This window comes from Clostridioides sp. GD02404 (genome assembly GCF_045898275.1).
Classification (GTDB): domain Bacteria; phylum Bacillota; class Clostridia; order Peptostreptococcales; family Peptostreptococcaceae; genus Clostridioides; species Clostridioides difficile_A.
Map to the genome: position 1 here is coordinate 1 of NZ_JBJOCA010000038.1, position 19227 is coordinate 19227.

A 19227-nucleotide genomic window follows, 5' to 3' on the forward strand; every position below is an offset into this window, starting at 1 on the left:
TTTTTAGCTACTTCATAATGTGACACACCTATATTATGTAGAAGATAATAATCAAAATAATCTACACCACACTTTTCTAACTGCTCATTAAAAATAGTCTCTTGTTCTTCTTTTTTCTTTAAAACCATTAATGGTAGTTTTGTAGCTACAGTAAAGCTATCTCTTTTGTGTCTCTTTACTAAAGATTCTCTCAGTGCTATCTCACTTTTTCCCATGTGATATACATAGGCTGTATCAAAATATGTAAATCCTCTCTCCAAGAAAGTATCAACCATTTTATTTAAATATTCCATATCAATAGTTGTAACATCATTTTCATCTTTTATTGGTAAACGCATTAATCCAAAACCTAATTTTTTTGCCTCCATTGCTTTACTTCCCCCTTTAAAACTTATTTGTTTTATTTCTCTCTTAACTTCTCTTTTGAATATATATAATTCTTACATAATTATACTTTACTACTTGGAGTTAACTTCAAGTCAATAGATTTTTTTATTTTTGATAGAAATATTATAGAAATATAGTTTTTGATATTAATCTACTGAATGTTCTTTCCACTTCCCACTTCTCCAACGCCACAAGAAACAGATACTTCGGAAACCCCAGTCCATAAGCATTGCTATAAATATACTCAAAACACCAATTCCCACAACATAGGCTAATAGGTAGCTACAACCAATACGAAAAATAAGCATAGATAAAATAGAAATAATCATAGGGTATTTTACATCACCAGCAGCTCTAAATGAATTTGGCAATACAAAGGATAGAGGCCAAATAGTTATCCAACCACTAATGTGAATAATCATAATCTCAAAAGCCAAATAAAATGTAATATTAGATAAATTGTAAAGATTGAGAATAGAATTTAATAGAAGTAAAATTCCTAAATTGAGTATAATCATATAAAGCCAAGATAATTTAAGCATATACTTTGTATATAAATTGGCATGTTCAAACTCCTTAGCACCTACGCATTGAGCTACTACAGTAGTGATTGCTAGACCTAATGCTTGACCTGGAATAGTTGCTACATTAATGAGACTTCCTGTCACTGCATTTGCTGTAATTGCACTTGTTCCAAATATAGCAATCAAGCTTGTAAGAATTATTCTTCCTATTTGAAAAACACTATTTTCTAGACTTGCAGGAATACTAATATTTAAGATATTTTTGATTATATCCAAGTTAATATCCCAAAAAGAATACGAACGAATAGAAATCTTTAATTTAGGATTACGTAACATAAGCATGGTCGTTGTAGCTCCAACCATTCGTGCAGTTAAAGTACCTAGTGCTGCTCCTAATACACCTAATTGCAAACCATATATTAATAAAGCATTTACCCCTATATTGATTATATTCATAATAAGGGAATTAATCATAGCAATTTTAGTATCTCCCATAGCTCTAAATAAAGCTACTGACGAACTATAAATAGCTATAAAAGGAAAAGAAACTGCTGTTATATAGAAATAAGTTCTGGCATTTCTCATGACATCATGCTCTATAGTTCCAAAAAATAACGATAAAAGTCTGTGATTAAAAATCAAACAGATTGTCATAAATAACATAGATATCCCTAAACTGACAATCAACAACTGCTTTCCAGCAAGATTGCTCTTTTCTGAGTTTTTGCTACCTAGATATTGACCTGCTACTATAGCACCACCAGTAGCAAGAGCTGTTAACAGATAAATAAACAAAGTATTGATTGTATCTACAAGAGAAACACCAGAAACTGCACTTTCTCCCACTGAAGATACCATCAATGTATCAAACATACCTATTGATAACATCAATGTCTGCTCAATTATCAATGGAATGATTATCTTTCTTAAACTTTTTTTAGAAAACATTCCCTTTTGAAAAACTTCTGTTTTCTGTAAATTTTTATTTATTTTTTCTATTTCTGGCATAACGCAACTCTCCTCTATCAATAAAATTCTTTCAGGGCTAATAATAGCATTGCATATTGAAATGGAAAAGTACTGTCTTTTTATGTTTATAGTATCAAATATGCTACTAAGTATCTCAAAATAAAGTGTGTTGAATTTAAAAATACTCTGCTTTATACTTAAATTCAAGGAGAGGTTTTTATGAAAAATAATTCATCAAAAGTTGAACGATGTGAAACGATAGTCAAGATACAAAAAATATTAGGTGGCAAATGGAAAATTGAAATTCTCTACTATATATCTTTAAAAACAAGACGATTTGGAGAACTACAACGACAGATTGGAAATATTACTCAATCTACATTAACAAAACAACTTAGAGAACTAGAAGCAGATGGTTTCATCTCTAGACATATTTATGAAGAAATCCCACCTAAGGTAGAATATTCTCTAACAGATTTAGGAATAAGTTTTGTTCCTGTTTTAGAAAATATGAAGCAATGGGGAAAAACTTATTTGTCAAATGATAAAAATGAATAGTGTATACCCCTTTTAAAAAACATTTTCCTATTTATATTTATGATACAATATTAAATATAAATAGGAAAATTTTATGTTTAAATAATCTTATCTTTTGATTTTATAATATTAGATTAAGTATCAACTTGATTTTAAGATTATATTTTACTAAGTAATGCTAAATAATAAAATTTTAAAGATTGTGAGGTAAAAACATGAATAAGAAAAGTTTAGCTATATTAGTATCGGGTGTTATGTTTTTTTCTAGTTCTTCAGTAATTTTTGCAAATAACGCTACAAAACAAGAACGACTAATAGGTAAAACAAGATTTGAAACAGCTGTAGAAGTAAGTAAATTGGGATGGGTTCAATCAAAAACAGCTATTCTAGTTAATGGTAACTCTATTCAAAGTGCTCTTTGTGCAAATCCATTTGCTATACTAAAGAATGCACCTATTCTTTTAGTAAACAGTAATAGTATCGAGAGTTCGACTAAAGCTGAACTTAAGAGACTTGGTGTAGACAACGTGTACATAGTAGATAGTGGAAATAGTATTTCTGATAAAGTAGAAAATGAAATAAAATCACTTAACATAAAAATAAATAAAATAGCAGGAAATAATATATATAAAATGTCTACAAATGTACTTAAAGAAATAGATAAGATAAAAAAGGTAGAAAATATTGTTGTTGTAAATGGATTAAAGGGGTTATCTGATGCAGTTAGTATAGCTTCTCCCGCAGCAGTACACAATATGCCTATAATACTAGTATCAGATGAAAATAGTAATAACAACAGTATAAATTTCTTAAATAATAAATCTATAAAGAAATCCTATATAGTTGGAGGAAATAAGGTCTTATCAGACAACATAGTAAAAAAATATCCAAACAAAGAAAGAATTAGTGGCTCAGATAGAAACAATACTAATGCAAAAATTATCGAACAATTTTATAAGGACAAGAAAATAAATAATATATTTGTAGCCAAAGATGGTATTAATCAAGAAAATGCACTAGTAGATTCATTATCAATAGGAGTACTAGCTGCTAAAGAAAATTCACCTATAATGATATCTAATGGTAGCCTTGTAAATAGTCAAAAAGAATTTATTAAAAATAAAGACATAGATAAAATAACACAAGTAGGAGGAGGATATAACCAAAAAGCATTTGAAGATATTTTAAAACTAAAAAATGTTGATATAAGAAATAAAACTAAGAAAATATCTTTAATACAGGCTAAAAATATATTAAAACAAGCTCTTCCAGGAAACAATATTTTAGTTTGTTATTATGACGAAGATGATAATAAATATGACTGCAAAGTTCTAAAAGATAATGTTGTATATGAAATAGAAATTGATGCATACTCTGGAAAAATAATAGAAATTGAAAAAGACGATGACTTAAATGATAACAATTTAGGTACAAAAAATATATCATTGGACAAAGCTAAATCTATAGCACTAGATGCTATTCCTAATGGTAATTTAATCTATTGCAAATACGATGCTGAAGATAATGAATATGAAGCTAAAATAGTAAAGAATAAAAAAACATATGAATTAGAGATAAATGCATTTGATGGAAGAATTGTAGATATTGATATGGACAAGGATTCTGATGATGATGACTTTGATGACAACAATAACTCTAATACTAATGACAATAGTTCTATTATTGGTGCTGAAAAAGCTAAATCAATAATGCTAGATAAAGTACCTGGTGGGAAAATAGTAAAATTTGAATATGATGAAGATGATAAAGAATATGAAGGTGAAATAAGAAAAGGAAATACTGAATACGAGATAACAATCAATGCAATTACTGGTAAGATATTAGAGTTTGAAATAGATAATTAATAAAGTACATACTTTTATTAGTTATTATAAAGCCATAGATACTGGATTTTCCTGTATTTATGGCTTTTATTTTATTTTTTGTTTTTTCAATATTGTATCTCTATCACATATGCTTTAACTCAAAGCTAGTAAAAATGTACTAAACATTATATATCTTGATAATAATCTACTCTTTCAATACTTTAATAATAGTTCCCTTATTACTTTACAAAAAATTGTTGCGTGATTTACTCATGAATTAACAATAAAGTTGATATATAATTTGACTGTATCAAGATGAAAGGAGATATATACAATGAATACCATATTAAAAGTAAATAACATAACTAAAATTTATACTAAAGGTCAAAAACCAAGTTTAGATAAGGTATCTTTCAATGTATCAGAAGGAGAATTTATAGGGATAATGGGGGCTTCTGGTTCTGGAAAAACCACTCTTCTTAACGTATTATCTACAATTGATAAACCAACAAGTGGGGATATTTTCATAAACAATGTAAGCTTGAAATCACTTAATGATACCAGTTCTGCTGATTTTCGTAGAGATAATTTAGGTTTTATCTTTCAAGAATATTTTTTACTAGATAGCCTTACAATTTTCGAGAATATTTCGGTACCCCTTACACTTCAAAAACTACATCCAGATAAAATAGAAAACATGGTAAGAAGTCTAGCCGAACGCTTTGGTATAACTGCTCAATTAAACAAATATCCAAATGAATTATCTGGAGGTCAAAGGCAGAGAGCTTCAGCAGTTAGAGCAATAGTTAAACAACCTAGCATTCTATTTGCAGACGAACCAACAGGTGCTTTAGATTCCAACTCAGCCACTGAGCTACTCTACTCACTACAAGAAGCAAATGAGGAATTGAAAACAACAATTTTAATGGTAACACACGATGCCTATGCAGCTAGTTTTGCAAATCGAATTTTGATTTTTAAAGATGGTTGTATCATTAAAGAACTAGACAAGCAACAAAACAGCAGGCGTACATTTTATGAATTGATTATTAAAGAAATTACAAAATTGGATACTAAAAGATAGGAGGATAATTTAATGAACATTTTTTACATGGCAATAAAAAACCTTAAAAAGAACCTTTCATTCTATTCTCTATATATGCTTTCAGTCTCTTTTGTTATCACTGTATTTTTTGCATTTACTTCATTTTCTGTTAATAAGGTAATGTTAGAAAAGATTTCAACTGACGGCAGAGTCGAGTCTATGTGTAATGTTATCTCCATATTTTTAATGGTATTTCTTATCTTCTATATGACATATTCAAATCGCTTCTTCTTGAGACGTCGTACAAAAGAACTTGGCATATATACTTTACTTGGCTACCGTAAGTTTACAGTCCTATCACTACTTACTTTTGAGAATATATTAACTTGTATTGGAGCTCTTATTGTTGGATTGATATTAGGGGCATTGGTTCATAAAGGTATTGTCTTTGGAATTAATGCACTTCTCAATTTGTCAATTGACAATTCACAAATCCCATTTTTTAATATGAGTGCAATATCTAAAACAACACTCTTTATAGTCTTAGTTGTTTTAGTAATAGCTATATTAAACGCTAAATTTATTTTTAAGACTTCACTTATAAAATTAGTAAGATATAAAAAAAGTGCAGAAAAAAAGTTGAAGTTCCGAAAAATTCCAGCTTTTATAGGCTTTATTCTGATTTTAAGTGGCTATTGTCTAGCATTAGATATTCTTCGTGGAACTAAGTCAGTATGGATATGTATAGGATTTTATCAAATAGGTTTGATAACTATGATTCTTATTGTAGTTGGTACAATTCTCTTTATCAGTTCCTTTCTTCCATACATTATGCAACATAGCAAAAAAAATAAAAAAGCTTTCTATACAGATATAAAGATAATAACTACTCCAAACTTTATCTATCGTATTCGCTCAAATTCTAAGACTCTGATTATGCTTACACTGCTCTGTGCTGCTACTTTAACAGTTTCAAGTGTCATGGCACTCTCTTTATATTATCCTATTGCATCAATTTCACGTATTGCACCTTCAGAGATAGAATTTAGAGTAGAAAGAAATAAGCAAATTGAAGATGTAAAACAAATTGTAAGTCAATATACATCGAATACAGACGATGTTACTTTTACACAGACAGATATTTATAAAGTAAAATCTTCAACAAAAGACCTTCCAATTGAATATACGATTGGTACATCTAGGAATGATTTATCTAATAATAGTTCATTAAAAAAATTTATTCCTAGAGAGGCAGGGTTTGAATGTATATCTTTTTCTGATTACTACACTTTATTAAAGGGACAAAATCGAACAAAACTACTAAAACAACTTACTCCTTTAAGAGATAATGAATGTATTTTGGTAAAGTATCAACCGAATAATGATGGAAGTAGTGAAAATGGAATGATTTATCCACTACTCATCAATGATACAAAAACACCTATAATAGTAACAGAGACATCTCTAAATAATGCCATCTCTTTTGGTAATAGTGTTGGAACTCTCGTTGTTAGTGATAGTATATATAAGAAAATAGCTCAAAATAAATTACCAGTAACAAGTATTGTAAGTATCAATGGTAAATCAATTAAAAATAACGAAAATTTATATAGTGACATCTCAGATTATTTAAATAAAAGTCCTTATTTACAAGGTCATTCCCACAGGATTAATGACTTATTATCAATTAATAGCTCTACATTCCTGCTAATAGGATTTCTTGTTGTTTTATTTTTTATTGCTGTTGGAAGTATTTTATACTTTAACAATATATCAGCAGTTTCAGATTCAAAGTCTGACTATGATATTTTACAAAAAATGGGCTACACTAATGTTCAAATAAAAAAAATTATCAAGAAGCAGGTGTTGCCATTTTTTAATATTCCATTTTTACTTGGGATATTGGATTGTGTATTTGCTACTTTGGTCTATAAAACTGCTTTGATGCAAAATTTACTTGGAAGCTCGTTTTCACAATACATACCTGTAATTATTGCTATTTTCTTAACTGCCATAGTATATTTAATATACTATATACTCACTACTAGAACCTGTTGTAAAATCGTATTAAAAAAATGATATTTACCTAAATCGTCATACTTAAATATGTGACGATTTAGTCCACTTTATTTATTTATAAATATTTTATATAATAAAAATTATAAACTCATAAATTTGATATAGTCATGAGCCTAATATAATACACACTATAAATCTATAAGGAGGTGTATAAAATTGCCAAACTTTAATTTAAAAATACTATTTTTAGGAAACTATATCTTATCATTCCTCTTTATGGTATTGTCTACAAATGTTGAAACTTATCTGAATATACAAAGCATCATTCCCTTGATAATCTCAACATTATTACTTATAGATATTACATATATAACATCTTGTAATGTCAGAGAAAATAATACTATCTCATTGTTTTGTGGATTGTTAATGCTTGATAGTTGGTATTTACTCTTATCCTCTATAGCAACACCTGTAAGTACTATTGTTTTTGAAATATTAAGCCCAATTATATTGTATATCTCCATCAAATTTATACTTTTATTCTTGTTTCAAGGTAGCGGATATAAGTTTCGCAAGATAACAGATATTTTATTATTTATCACTTGCTTTGGTACAGTTATAGGAACATTTATTTCTAAAAGAATGTATGCTGGTATGTATGGACTACAGTTTGTAGTAAGTATAGCATGCTTTTTATATATTGTTTTTTACCATTGGAAAAGGATTGATTTTGTCATAAGAAGTGAAAAAAAGCCTATATTTATTTCTATATTTATAACACTAATAGGATTTATTATTTATTACTTTTTCACAATAAAAATTTCAAATCATATTAGTAATTTTGGAATCTATCTAACTGTATTGATATTTTCTATGAGTATTCATGGGATTGTACTTAGAGAAAATGATAGTTTTCCTCTTTCAACAATCTTTAGCCTAAAACAAAGGATTATTCTTCTTTTTATAAGTATCACATTAATTAGTATGATAGTAATATTTAGTGGTGGCAATTTATCTATAATATTGATAGCTATAAACACCTTGTTTATGTTAATTTTTATTTGTAATATTATTTTGGAATTTAATCTAAAATATGAAAAAAAACAAATAACTAAAGATAGTAAGTATACTCTAGCATTAGATAGATTACAACAAGAGGAACGGCTAAAGACAGAGTTCTCTAATTTTTTACATGATGATATATTACAAGACTTGCTTTCAATAAAAAATATGACTAACAAGTCACATCGCCCAGAAATACAGGATATTATATGTGATACACTTAATGATTTAAATACACGTATAAGAAAGCAAATGCAAGACTATCATCCTGTAATATTAAAAAATCTAACAGTAAAAGAAAATTATCAGAATTTGATTGAAAGTGTTTCCTTAACTTTTCCACAAAGAAATATTTCAGTTTCATTTATATGTTCTGATACTTTATTTTTGGTTGAGCCATACGATATATTGATATACCGTTTAATTAAAGAATTGCTAACAAATGTATATAAGCATTCAAATGGTAGCCATGCATGGATAACTTTATCACTTGAAAAAGATATAATAAAATTGGATATTAGTGATAATGGTGTTACAAATACATCCCTCAAAACTCATCTAGGTATATCTAAAATCTCTTTAGATACAACAAAGCATAAAGGAATTGCATCAATTAAAGAACAAGTAGAAAATCTAGGAGGAACAATAAACATATCTGATAACATACCCCATGGTGCTTGTGTACAAATTACAATTCCTATGAAAGGAGATGGTTCTTATAAATATTTTGTTAGTTGATGACCATACACTTTTTGCTAAGAGCTTGTCCATTGCATTAGAAGAATATGATGAAATTGAACAATTTTATTCTACACAAGATGTTCATAATTTATCAGAAGTGATTGTAGGTAAAAGAATAGACATTGTCTTAATGGATATAAATCTTAAAGACTTAAGCGAATATGACGGCTTAAAAGTAGCTTATAATTTATTAAAGATTAACCCTACCATTAAAATAATAATGTTAACAGGATATGACCTGCCTGTTTATAAATATGAAGCTAAAAAAATAGGTATCTGCGGATTCCTTAATAAAAATATTAGTCCTGATAGTTTAATTGATTCTCTATTAAAGGTATATCAAGGTAGAACTTGTTTTACATCTGAAAACGATGAAATAATTATTGAAGGTTTGACAAGTATGGAGAAAAAAATATTACAGCTTATCTGTAGTGGTAAAAAAAGAAAAGTGATTGCTTACGAGTTGTACATAAGTGAAAGAACATTATCAAATCATCTACAACACATATATGACAAACTAGATGTTTCTTCATCAGTTGAAGCTATCACAAAAGCAATTCAAATGGGTTATATTTCTCCAATATATTAAAAAAATAGTGTGCACTTCTCACTAAAAAAATGCACACTATTTTTTAATATACTGTTTATCCTTACATATACTCATATTTTAATCAACTAAAAACAAACTAACCTCTTAATAAATATCTCTCTACAGTTACTCATACATATCCTCACATCTATCTCCATAATTACAAGGTCTTAAAGAACTTCCTTCACTTAAATACGACTCAAAGTCACATCCAAACAAAATTGCTGGCTCTATATACATCTCCATAGATGTATATCTCCATCTTTTTACCTTTGACTCTATAACCTTATAAAAATCTTCTAAACAATGCCCTTCTTTTAATCTTTCATCTATAATCTCCTTAGTTATACCTAAATCAACTTTAAAATTTTTTCCTGATTCATTATTTAGTTTTCTTATAATAACTTCATGAATACTTTCTAAAGCTTGGTAAGTTGATTCTTCAGGTGCATTTTTATTTAAATTCTTTTTATTTAAATTGTTTTTTAATAACTCTTTTTTCTTTGTCTCATTTTCTGTTTCACATCCTGTATCAATTACCCACTCATAATCTTCATCTATACTCTCTTCATCTATACAGCCATATGTGTTGGTATTATTACGCTTGAACAACCCATCTCTATGCTTATATTTCATTGATTTTTGATTATTGTTAATAGTTCCATTAATATATTTCTCTATATTTGTGAAAATATCACTATTTTTCGTTACAACCTCTGTATTACTATCTTCAGAACAAACATAACTATATACAGAACAACAATTTCCCTTTACTCCTCTACTTATTAGTCTCAATATACCTAAATCTATAAACTCATTTACAAGTCTACTTATTGTAGATATGGATACATCAAGGTCTGATGCAGCTTTTCTTACTGTCATCATAAATTGTCCTCTTGGCAAAGTCTTTTTTAATCTTTGTATATTTTCCTTTCTCATTACATAATGATTAAATCTTATTCTATTTACATCACTTCGTTCATTAAAATATAATACTGCTGAATTTAATTGATAAAAACTATTACTCATATTCTCACTCCTCCATTTTAAATAAATAATCATTTATAAAAGTATTTAGATTTGTAAATAACTTATTAGATGATTATTTTTATTTTAAAGTTTTAAGTATAATAAGTTAATGGTGTAGATTTAACTTTTTTATTTAAACAATAAATTTAATATTATTTTTAATATAAAAATTTTATTAAATTTAGTATGTAATTTTTTAATATTATTTTATATTCTCTATGCTTTTGTACTATATATTAAACTACTCTACCTTAACTACCTTCAGTTCTTATTCATCTGATAACTATCCCATATAATAAGTTATGTATTTATATAAATACACAATCAAAAATAAATCACTATGGTATACTAATTATTACGAATATCATACTGATATCTACAAAGACAAATATAAGACATCTTATACTTTTTATTAATTATAAAAAATTGGATACCACCTTATTTTCCATAAATTACAAATATATAAAATATTATTACTATCACTTAGTTAATATATACAGTTTACACAATGAGGAGGGATATTTATGACAAGCTCAAAAAGTAAAACAGAATATCTAAATCGTATTTGCAAAGTACAAGACTATATAGAAGAACATCTACATGAACCACTTTCTCTTGATGAACTTTCCAATATAGCAGGTTTTTCAAAGTTTCATTTTCATAGAATTTTCAAAGCTATAGAAAAAGAAACTTTATCTCAGTATGTAAATAGACTAAAACTAGAAAACGCAACAGCTTTTCTTATTCATCGTACTGATATGACAATTACTGATATTGCACACTACTTTGGTTTTACTGATTCTGCAATTTTTTCTAGAGCATTTAAAAATTATTATAAAATAAGCCCTATAAAATATAGAAATAATTATAGCAAGAATTGCAAAGAACCATATAAAATTTCTCAGTACAATAGAAGCATATCAAAACCTAAATGCAAGAATACTAGAGAGGTTAAGGGTGAAATTGAAATTCTAGAACTTGATGATATGAATACTGTTTATACTAGATATACTGGTTCATATGGTAATCTAACCAGTACTTTCCCAAAACTCTTAGAAAAGCTCTTTACATATGTAAGTGAGCAGAATCTAATTGAACTTGATAATACAAAAATATTAGCTATATACCATGATAATCCACAATTTACACAGGAACATCAATTAAGAACTAGTATTTGTATGACAATTCCAGACAACAAGATTGTTAAAGAAAATGATAATATTGGTAATATGATAATACCTTCTGGAAAGTATCTTGTGGGACATTTCGATATTTCAAAACATGAATACAGTGATGCTTGGGATTTTATGTATAATGAATGGCTATCAAATGGCAATTACAAGTTACGTTCATCATTTCCTTTTGAAGTATATCTTAATAACCCAAACAATCACCCTCAAAATAGGCACTTAGTTGATATATATTTACCTATAGAACCTTTTTAATAACCTACTCTAAATTATTCTTGTACTAAGGATTCAGACATCCCTATATTATGTTTTGATAAGATTGATAAAATGAGGTGAACCAATGAAAGAAATAAAAATTAATGGAGCTAAGATACACAATCTTAAAAATATAGATGTTTCTATCCCAAAAGACAAACTTGTTGTTGCAACAGGTGTCAGTGGCTCAGGTAAATCCAGCCTTATGTTTGACATTGTATTTGAAGAGGGGCGTAAACAATATCTGCAATCTTTAGGCATACTTTCAGGAATTGATAAGGAAGATAAATTTGATAATATTCAAGGTTTAGCTCCTACAATAGCCGTCCAACAAAATATTATTCGTCAAAGTAATCCTCGTTCAACAGTAGGCACAAGAACCAATATCCTTAATATGCTTACGCTATTGTACTCAACAGAAGGACAGATAATGTGTACGATGTGTAGTACTCCTGTAGGCACTAATCTAGTTTGTAATGATTGTGGTCATAAAGAGGAACGATTGAGACCAAGTTATTTTTCTTACAATTCTTCAGACGGAATGTGTATGAAATGTTCTGGACATGGAGCATATTTTGAGATTAATATTGAAAAGCTAGTCTTAGATAAACATGATACCCTAAAACAAGTCTTGAATAGAGCAAAAATTACACCAGGATATTTGAGAGTATTATCTAAAAAATTCAAAGATTACTTAGAAATACAATTCTCACAATTACCTGAGGAAGTAAAAAATGAAGTACTCTATGGTCATTATGAAAATGGTAAAAAAAGTTCCTCTTTATCCAAATTATTTCACAACCGTTACAAAAGAGGTGAAGATTTAAATGGAATTTATACTATGACTACTTGTTCGGATTGTCATGGTTTTAAGATTGGTGAAGAAGCACGTGGAGTACTCTTAAATGGAAAACATATCGGTGAGCTTGGAAAAATGACTATTTTGGAAATTGATGAGTTTCTTAAAACTTTATTGAATCAAGAGAATTTAAATACATTTGGTACAAACCTTATAAATGATATTTTGACTAAAACTAGCCACCTAATAGAATCACGATTAGGCCATTTATCCTTATACAGAGAAATGTCAACTTTGAGTGGTGGAGAGATACAAAGACTATTTTTAAATTCACATCTTGATTCAGAGATGGATTCATTAATTTATGTGCTTGATGAACCAACTGCTGGATTACATGAATCAGAAAAAATAGACATCTTGAAATCCATCAAAAAACTTAAAGACTTAGGTAATACAGTCATAGTAGTTGAACATGACAAAAATACAATTGAAATGGCAGAGCATATCATTGATATTGGACCAAAGGCTGGTATTGAAGGTGGGCAACTTGTGTATCAAGGAGATTTAGAAGGTCTACTTCAATCAGATAAATCTCTCACTGGACAATATTTATCAGGAAAATACTCAATGCCTAATAGATTGACCTCTAAAAATATTACGAATATTGATAAAATACCTTGTATAACTATCCAAAATGCAAATACAAATAACCTTAAAAATGTAACAGTATCATTGCCTTTGGGTGCTATGGTTGGAATATCTGGTAAATCAGGCAGTGGAAAAAGTTCTATTGTGTCAGACACCCTACTTCCTCTTCTTAGAAGTTACTTTAATAACCACAATATCAATAGTCAAACAAGTAGCACAGATAGTGAAATAAGCGATGAAGATGATTATACACTTGTTGAAACTATAGCAGACAGATTGATAGGCACTAAGTATATTTCTGGATATTCAGAGATATCTCAGTCCCCTATTGGTAAGAATATGAATTCAACCCCTGCATCTTATATTGGTATATGGGATAAGATACGTACATTATTTGCAAATCAGCCAGAATCAATAGCTCAAGGATTTACAGCTGGCCATTTTTCATTTAATTCTAAAGGAGCTTGTCCTAAATGTAGTGGCAGTGGATATGAAAAAGTCTGGCTGGGTAGTAACTTGAGTATAGACCATATATGTAATGAATGTCATGGAAAGAGATTTAATGACGAATCTTTATCTATTAAATATAAAAATAAAAATATTCATGATATTTTAAATATGAGTGTATCTGAATCTGTAAATTTCTTTGGAGATATTCCAAATATTGTTTCACACTTAAATGTACTAGAACAAATAGGTATGGGATATATAAAACTGGGTCAACCTACTCCTACTTTAAGTGGAGGTGAGTCTCAAAGAATCAAGCTTGCAAAAGAAATTGGTAAAAAACGAACTGGTAATATCCTTTATGTGTTGGATGAACCAACTACTGGTCTAAGTCTATATGATACTGCTAAATTAATAAAACTATTGGATGAGTTAGTGGCAAATGGAAACTCTGTAATCGTTGTTGAACATGACATAGATGTTTTAAAAGTTTGTGACTGGATTGTTGAACTTGGTCCAGAAGGTGGCGATAAGGGAGGCTATATAATTGCAGAAGGCTCTCCTAACTCTCTAAAAGAAAATCCAAAATCTATAACAGGAAGGTATCTATAATGAATAAAAACAACTGCTTAGATTTAACATTTGAAAATGTAGACCCTTCAATCGTTGGTATGAGTTCAAAAAAACTCTCACAACTTGAACCTTTAATAATCTCGCAATACAGTAATATAAATGGGATAATTATTTCAAGGAAAGGAAATATAGTATTTGAAAAATATTACAATGGTTATAATGTTGATGATACTTTTCATGTTGCCTCAGTTACAAAAAGTATTATATCTGCTTTAATTTGTATTGCAATAGATAAAGGCTATATAAAAGATATTGACCAAAAAGTTGTTGATTTTTTCCCTGAATACATTTGTAGTCCTTCTGAAATATGTAAAAAGGCAGTAACTATACGCCATTTACTTACAATGACTGCACCATACCCTTTTAAAAATATGACTGAGTCATTAGAGAGACTTTGTAAACAGAAGGATTGGATAAAGTATATCCTTAATCAACTTGGTCAAAAAGGTAACATTGGGACTTTCAAATATTCTTCTGCTGGAACTCACCTACTCTCAGCAATTATCACGAAGACTACTGGTAAATCTGCTCGTGAATTTGCTAATGAACACTTATTTAAACCTATTGGTATGAAAGTGATACCAGATTATGATATGAATGATTTCGGTTTTGAAGATTTATTTGGGAAAAACCTTAAGGGTTGGTCAAAAGATAGGCAAGGTAATTCTACAGGTGGCTGGGGGCTTACATTGAGTGCTAGAGATATGTTACGATTTGGTTTTCTGTATTTAAATAATGGTATTTGGAATAATAAAAGTATTATATCTAAATCATGGATTGAAGAATCAGTCAAAATGAATACTAATGAGTATGGTTATCTATGGTGGTTATGTGAAAAAGACGGAGTTTTATGGTATTCAGCAATGGGGGCTGGGGGAAATGCTATCTGTTGTATTCCACAATATGACTTAGTAATAGCCATACCATCTAAGATAGTTTTTAAACCACGTGATAGATGGGAACTTATTCAAAAACATATACTTACTGCTATAATAGATTAACTATACTACAGATAGCAAAACCCTCCACTATAACACCAGACTTTGGTTTAGTGATATTATGATTGATACTACATACATAAAGGAGTTGAATACTAATGAACACTTACACAACATCAGAAATAGCAGATTTAATTGGTGTACATCCTAATACAGTTCGTTTATATGAAGAACTCAACTTAATACCTAGACCTAAACGTAATACCAATGGATATCGTATCTTTAATGATTTTCATATAGAACAATTTAGATTTGCTCGCACAGCCTTAAAAATTGAAGTTATGCAAAGAGGGTTGAGAAAAAACGCCCTTGAGATTATCAAAACATCAGCAAATAGAGACTTTGACAAGGCTATCTGTCTTGTAGACCAATACTTGCAACAGTTAGAAATAGAAAAATCCAATGCTGAGGAGGCTCTTACCATAGTCGCACAAATTTTAAATGGAACTACTACTGAAACAGATAAACTATTTCTAACTAGAAAAGAAACTGCAGAACACTTAAAAGTTACAATAGATACTTTAAGAAACTGGGAGATGAATGGTTTACTAAAAGTAAAAAGAAAACAAAATGGTTATCGTGTATATACTGATGAAGATATAAAACGACTTAAAATTATAAGTTCTCTTCGTTGTGCGAACTATTCTCTTTCAGCCATTTTACGAATGTTAAATGCTTTATCTTGTAATCCAGACACTAATATTAAAACTGTCATCGATACTCCAAAAGATGATGATGAAATTATATCAGTGTGTGATAAGTTGATAACTTCATTGAAAGAAGCTGAACATAATGCAAAAACCATGAAAGCTCATCTTCAAATTATGAAAAAACAATTTTCTTAACCCTACACTCTAACTCCAGACTTTGATTTGTGTGTTATCCTTAAGAGCGAGAAAAATTCAACACACAAATCAAAGGAGGAATAGAATGGAAAACAAAAATACTAATTCTACATGGAAGAAAAAAGTAATTACCTTTCTAGCAAGTCAATATATTTCCTTATTTGGCTCATCGCTTGTACAGATGGCTCTTATATGGTATGTCACACTTCAAACATCATCAGGAATATGGGTAACAATTTTAACTGTATGTTCCTTTATCCCTCAAATGATAATTTCTTTTTTTGCTGGTGTATGGGCAGACTATTACAATAGGAAAGTACTCATCATTGTATCAGATTCAATAATTGCTATCTCTACAGTAGTTCTAATACTATTTATGATGTCATCAACTGGAACAAAGAATGAAATGATAGCTATAGCAATAGTATCTGTTATACGTTCATTGGGAAGTGGTGTGCAGACACCTGCTGTAAGCGCAATGATTCCTCAACTTGTACCAGAAGAACATTTAATGCGTTTTAATGGCATAAATGGTAGTCTACAATCTATAGTACAATTTATAGTTCCTATTGTAGCTGCAGCAATCCTTAGCTTTGGGAATAAAATAAATCAAATTCTTTTAATCGATATATTTACTGCAATTATAGCTATTGTGTTATTGATATTTATCAAGATTCCTAAACATAACATACCAAAGCAAGTTGAAAAAGTATCATTTTTTACAGATATGGTATCGGGAATAAAGTACTGCTTTTCAAATAAATTCATTAGAAAAATACTTTTTACTTATAGTGCATTCATGCTTCTTTGTGTTCCATCAGGTTTTCTTATAGGGCTATTGATTGAACGTACATTTGGCAAGGGTTATATGTATCTGTCTATTATTGAAATGATTGGGTTTTTAGGTATGGTTTTAGGTGGATTGGTTATAGGAATCTTTGGTGGCTTTAAAAACAGAAATAAGACATTTTTCTTAGCAATATTATCTTATGCTATTTTTTCAATTATTTTAGGTCTTGTAACGCACGCTTGGCAATTTTTTATATTTATGTTTTTTACCAATTTTTCTATTCCAATTATTCAAGCATCAGCTATGACTATGTTGCAAGAACATGTAGAACCGCAAATGCAAGGTCGAGTTCTTAGTTTACCTATCATCATATATACAGGCTTTATTCCCCTTGGTATGATGGTTTTTGGACCAATGGCAGATATACTATCTATTAATAATTTAATCATAATAGCAGGTATTATGCTCTTATTTTTCGCCTTGTCTATTCCCTACTCAAAACAGTTTTATAAGCAAGGAATATTTAAGTCAAAAGAATCCAAGTAATCTATACTAAAATAATAATACTATATAATGCTCAACTAAAATTATATACTTGTCTTAATAATCATCTTAGCTCTTTCACGTGAAACTCTAAATGCTGAGAATTCATTTTAAATATGGAATCATAATATCTAATTCCATTAAATCTATATAACTATTTTTAATATTGTAAGTGATTCAACTTCATCATCAGCAGTTATGTAAATCTAGCTTCTTTTTTGTATACTTTATTTTAGCCTATATTAATTTATTTATTTTGAAACTATTTTTAATAGTATTATTATAGTATTACTAATAAAAATAGCCTGCTAACTATATCTCAAGTTAGCAGGCTAAAATATGTCTAGAATAATAATTATATTACTTTGCTACTATTCTATTTTTTCGATTAAAATATATTCTAAAACAAATATCTTCAATTAATGAGTAAATTGCACTTGTTATAAAGTACAGACCTATCGCTACTGGAGTTCTAGCAGTCAATATAAGACTTGTTATAGTAGTCACTAAAGCCATTTGCTTGTTAAACTTTACTTGAGAATTCACCTTAAAATACGGTATATAATTCACCAAATTTGAAGCTAACATAATTAATGTATATATGCAAGGCAATATAAATAAATTATCAAATGTACCTAAATTAGCAATCCATGGAATTATAATTGTTGTAAATTCCTTTGTCATATCTAGACATACATGATATAACGCATATACTACTGGCATTTGCACTAAAATTATAAGGCATCCCAGCATACTCTTCATACTTTCTACAGAATTTACTTGTATTTGCTTTTCCAATTCTTTAGTATCATTCTTATAATTTTCTTTTATATGTTCCATTTTTTCTGCTAATTCTTGCTGTTTTTTTACAGAAAATCTTTGTTTCAATGACAGTGGCATTAGTACTAACTTCACTATTAAAGTTATAAGTACAATAGAAATCCCAAAATCTCCTGTAAAGTTAAATAATATACTTAATAATCCTTGTAATATACTTGAAATGAAATCCATTTTATTATCTCCTTTTATTTTTAATCTTTAGAATTATAATAGATTCATTTCAAATTAAAACAGACTACAATACCTCCAAATATCATATTTTTGAAAAATGATATACTGTTTAGGCAATCTTTCTTCAGAGTATGTATTTCTATTTACAAATATGTTTCTTATTAAAACATATGTAATTCTATGATTTAAGAGGTCTTTACAAAAATAAATTATACTTCCAATGATAGATACCAATAATGTCATATAAATTAGTATATATATCATACTATCCATATCTAATTTCACTACATCACCTCTTCAGTGTTCATATTTAGTTTTAAATAATTATAGTATATAAATT

The 19227-nt window shown here is 28.6% G+C and carries 15 protein-coding genes; 11 read left to right on the forward strand and 4 right to left on the reverse strand.

Annotated features, from left to right (window positions below; all coding sequences use genetic code 11):
• A partial coding sequence (locus Q3287_RS17480) for an aldo/keto reductase (protein ID WP_407964538.1) occupies positions 1 to 368 on the reverse strand: 368 nt, incomplete at its 3' end.
• A 165-nt stretch (positions 369 to 533) separates the two neighbouring features.
• Positions 534 to 1919 (reverse strand): MATE family efflux transporter, encoded by a 1386-nt coding sequence (locus Q3287_RS17485; protein ID WP_407964539.1) that lies wholly within the window; start codon positions 1917 to 1919, stop codon positions 534 to 536.
• Between the two features lie 180 nt (positions 1920 to 2099).
• Here Q3287_RS17485 and Q3287_RS17490 point away from each other — a divergent pair, with 180 nt between their 5' ends.
• The 6 genes from Q3287_RS17490 to Q3287_RS17515 all read left to right on the forward strand — a co-directional run bounded on the left by Q3287_RS17490 (position 2100) and on the right by Q3287_RS17515 (position 9699).
• On the forward strand, positions 2100 to 2438 hold the full coding sequence (locus Q3287_RS17490) for a helix-turn-helix domain-containing protein (RefSeq protein ID WP_054277000.1): 339 nt from the start codon (positions 2100 to 2102) through the stop codon (positions 2436 to 2438).
• Positions 2439 to 2632: 194 nt separating this feature from the next.
• On the forward strand, positions 2633 to 4282 hold the full coding sequence (locus Q3287_RS17495; RefSeq protein WP_407964540.1) for a cell wall-binding repeat-containing protein: 1650 nt from the start codon (positions 2633 to 2635) through the stop codon (positions 4280 to 4282).
• A 295-nt stretch (positions 4283 to 4577) separates the two neighbouring features.
• Positions 4578 to 5327, forward strand: coding sequence for an ABC transporter ATP-binding protein (locus tag Q3287_RS17500; protein ID WP_167641010.1), 750 nt, complete (start codon positions 4578 to 4580; stop codon positions 5325 to 5327).
• Between the two features lie 12 nt (positions 5328 to 5339).
• Positions 5340 to 7367: an FtsX-like permease family protein gene (locus tag Q3287_RS17505; protein WP_407964541.1), complete on the forward strand. Its 2028-nt coding sequence runs from the start codon at positions 5340 to 5342 to the stop codon at positions 7365 to 7367.
• Between the two features lie 156 nt (positions 7368 to 7523).
• Positions 7524 to 9107 (forward strand): sensor histidine kinase, encoded by a 1584-nt coding sequence (locus Q3287_RS17510; protein WP_407964542.1) that lies wholly within the window; start codon positions 7524 to 7526, stop codon positions 9105 to 9107.
• A complete protein-coding gene (locus Q3287_RS17515; protein WP_407964543.1) occupies positions 9079 to 9699 on the forward strand; it encodes a response regulator transcription factor in 621 nt (206 codons plus the stop codon). Before Q3287_RS17510 ends, Q3287_RS17515 begins: the two co-directional genes overlap by 29 nt.
• Before the next feature lie 126 nt (positions 9700 to 9825).
• Here Q3287_RS17515 and Q3287_RS17520 read toward each other — a convergent pair whose 3' ends face one another.
• Positions 9826 to 10728, reverse strand: a complete 903-nt coding sequence (locus Q3287_RS17520) for a conserved phage C-terminal domain-containing protein (protein WP_407964544.1) — start codon at positions 10726 to 10728, stop codon at positions 9826 to 9828.
• Positions 10729 to 11252: 524 nt separating this feature from the next.
• Between Q3287_RS17520 and Q3287_RS17525 the strand changes: the two genes are divergently transcribed.
• The 5 genes from Q3287_RS17525 (at position 11253) to Q3287_RS17545 (ending at position 17879) form a co-directional block, all read left to right on the forward strand.
• Positions 11253 to 12173, forward strand: a complete 921-nt coding sequence (locus Q3287_RS17525; RefSeq protein ID WP_054270772.1) for a GyrI-like domain-containing protein — start codon at positions 11253 to 11255, stop codon at positions 12171 to 12173.
• An 85-nt stretch (positions 12174 to 12258) separates the two neighbouring features.
• Positions 12259 to 14679 carry an excinuclease ABC subunit UvrA gene (locus Q3287_RS17530; RefSeq protein ID WP_407964545.1) on the forward strand — a complete coding sequence of 807 codons (2421 nt, stop codon included), beginning with the start codon at positions 12259 to 12261 and terminating at the stop codon, positions 14677 to 14679.
• Positions 14679 to 15701, forward strand: a complete 1023-nt coding sequence (locus Q3287_RS17535) for a serine hydrolase domain-containing protein (RefSeq protein ID WP_407964546.1) — start codon at positions 14679 to 14681, stop codon at positions 15699 to 15701. The genes Q3287_RS17530 and Q3287_RS17535 overlap by 1 nt, the downstream gene beginning before the upstream one ends.
• A 95-nt stretch (positions 15702 to 15796) precedes the next feature.
• Positions 15797 to 16543 (forward strand): MerR family transcriptional regulator, encoded by a 747-nt coding sequence (locus Q3287_RS17540; RefSeq protein WP_167640627.1) that lies wholly within the window; start codon positions 15797 to 15799, stop codon positions 16541 to 16543.
• Positions 16544 to 16628: 85 nt separating this feature from the next.
• Positions 16629 to 17879, forward strand: a complete 1251-nt coding sequence (locus tag Q3287_RS17545) for an MFS transporter (protein WP_407964547.1) — start codon at positions 16629 to 16631, stop codon at positions 17877 to 17879.
• 357 nt (positions 17880 to 18236) lie between these two features.
• Here the strand turns inward: Q3287_RS17545 and Q3287_RS17550 are convergent, their stop codons facing one another.
• A complete protein-coding gene (locus Q3287_RS17550) occupies positions 18237 to 18887 on the reverse strand; it encodes a YidC/Oxa1 family membrane protein insertase (protein WP_407964548.1) in 651 nt (216 codons plus the stop codon).
• Positions 18888 to 19227: the final 340 nt, after the last annotated feature.

What these genes read in the sequence shown, in the direction of transcription:
- Q3287_RS17505 (WP_407964541.1), top strand. Translation starts at nt 5,340, where the DNA reads ATGAACATTTTTTACATGGCAATAAAAAACCTTAAAAAGAACCTTTCA.
- Q3287_RS17515 (WP_407964543.1), top strand. Translation starts at nt 9,079, where the DNA reads ATGGTTCTTATAAATATTTTGTTAGTTGATGACCATACACTTTTTGCT.
- Q3287_RS17490 (WP_054277000.1), top strand. Translation starts at nt 2,100, where the DNA reads ATGAAAAATAATTCATCAAAAGTTGAACGATGTGAAACGATAGTCAAG.
- Q3287_RS17525 (WP_054270772.1), top strand. Translation starts at nt 11,253, where the DNA reads ATGACAAGCTCAAAAAGTAAAACAGAATATCTAAATCGTATTTGCAAA.
- Q3287_RS17540 (WP_167640627.1), top strand. Translation starts at nt 15,797, where the DNA reads ATGAACACTTACACAACATCAGAAATAGCAGATTTAATTGGTGTACAT.
- Q3287_RS17530 (WP_407964545.1), top strand. Translation starts at nt 12,259, where the DNA reads ATGAAAGAAATAAAAATTAATGGAGCTAAGATACACAATCTTAAAAAT.
- Q3287_RS17495 (WP_407964540.1), top strand. Translation starts at nt 2,633, where the DNA reads ATGAATAAGAAAAGTTTAGCTATATTAGTATCGGGTGTTATGTTTTTT.
- Q3287_RS17485 (WP_407964539.1), bottom strand. Translation starts at nt 1,919, where the DNA reads ATGCCAGAAATAGAAAAAATAAATAAAAATTTACAGAAAACAGAAGTT.
- Q3287_RS17545 (WP_407964547.1), top strand. Translation starts at nt 16,629, where the DNA reads ATGGAAAACAAAAATACTAATTCTACATGGAAGAAAAAAGTAATTACC.
- Q3287_RS17520 (WP_407964544.1), bottom strand. Translation starts at nt 10,728, where the DNA reads ATGAGTAATAGTTTTTATCAATTAAATTCAGCAGTATTATATTTTAAT.
- Q3287_RS17535 (WP_407964546.1), top strand. Translation starts at nt 14,679, where the DNA reads ATGAATAAAAACAACTGCTTAGATTTAACATTTGAAAATGTAGACCCT.
- Q3287_RS17550 (WP_407964548.1), bottom strand. Translation starts at nt 18,887, where the DNA reads ATGGATTTCATTTCAAGTATATTACAAGGATTATTAAGTATATTATTT.
- Q3287_RS17500 (WP_167641010.1), top strand. Translation starts at nt 4,578, where the DNA reads ATGAATACCATATTAAAAGTAAATAACATAACTAAAATTTATACTAAA.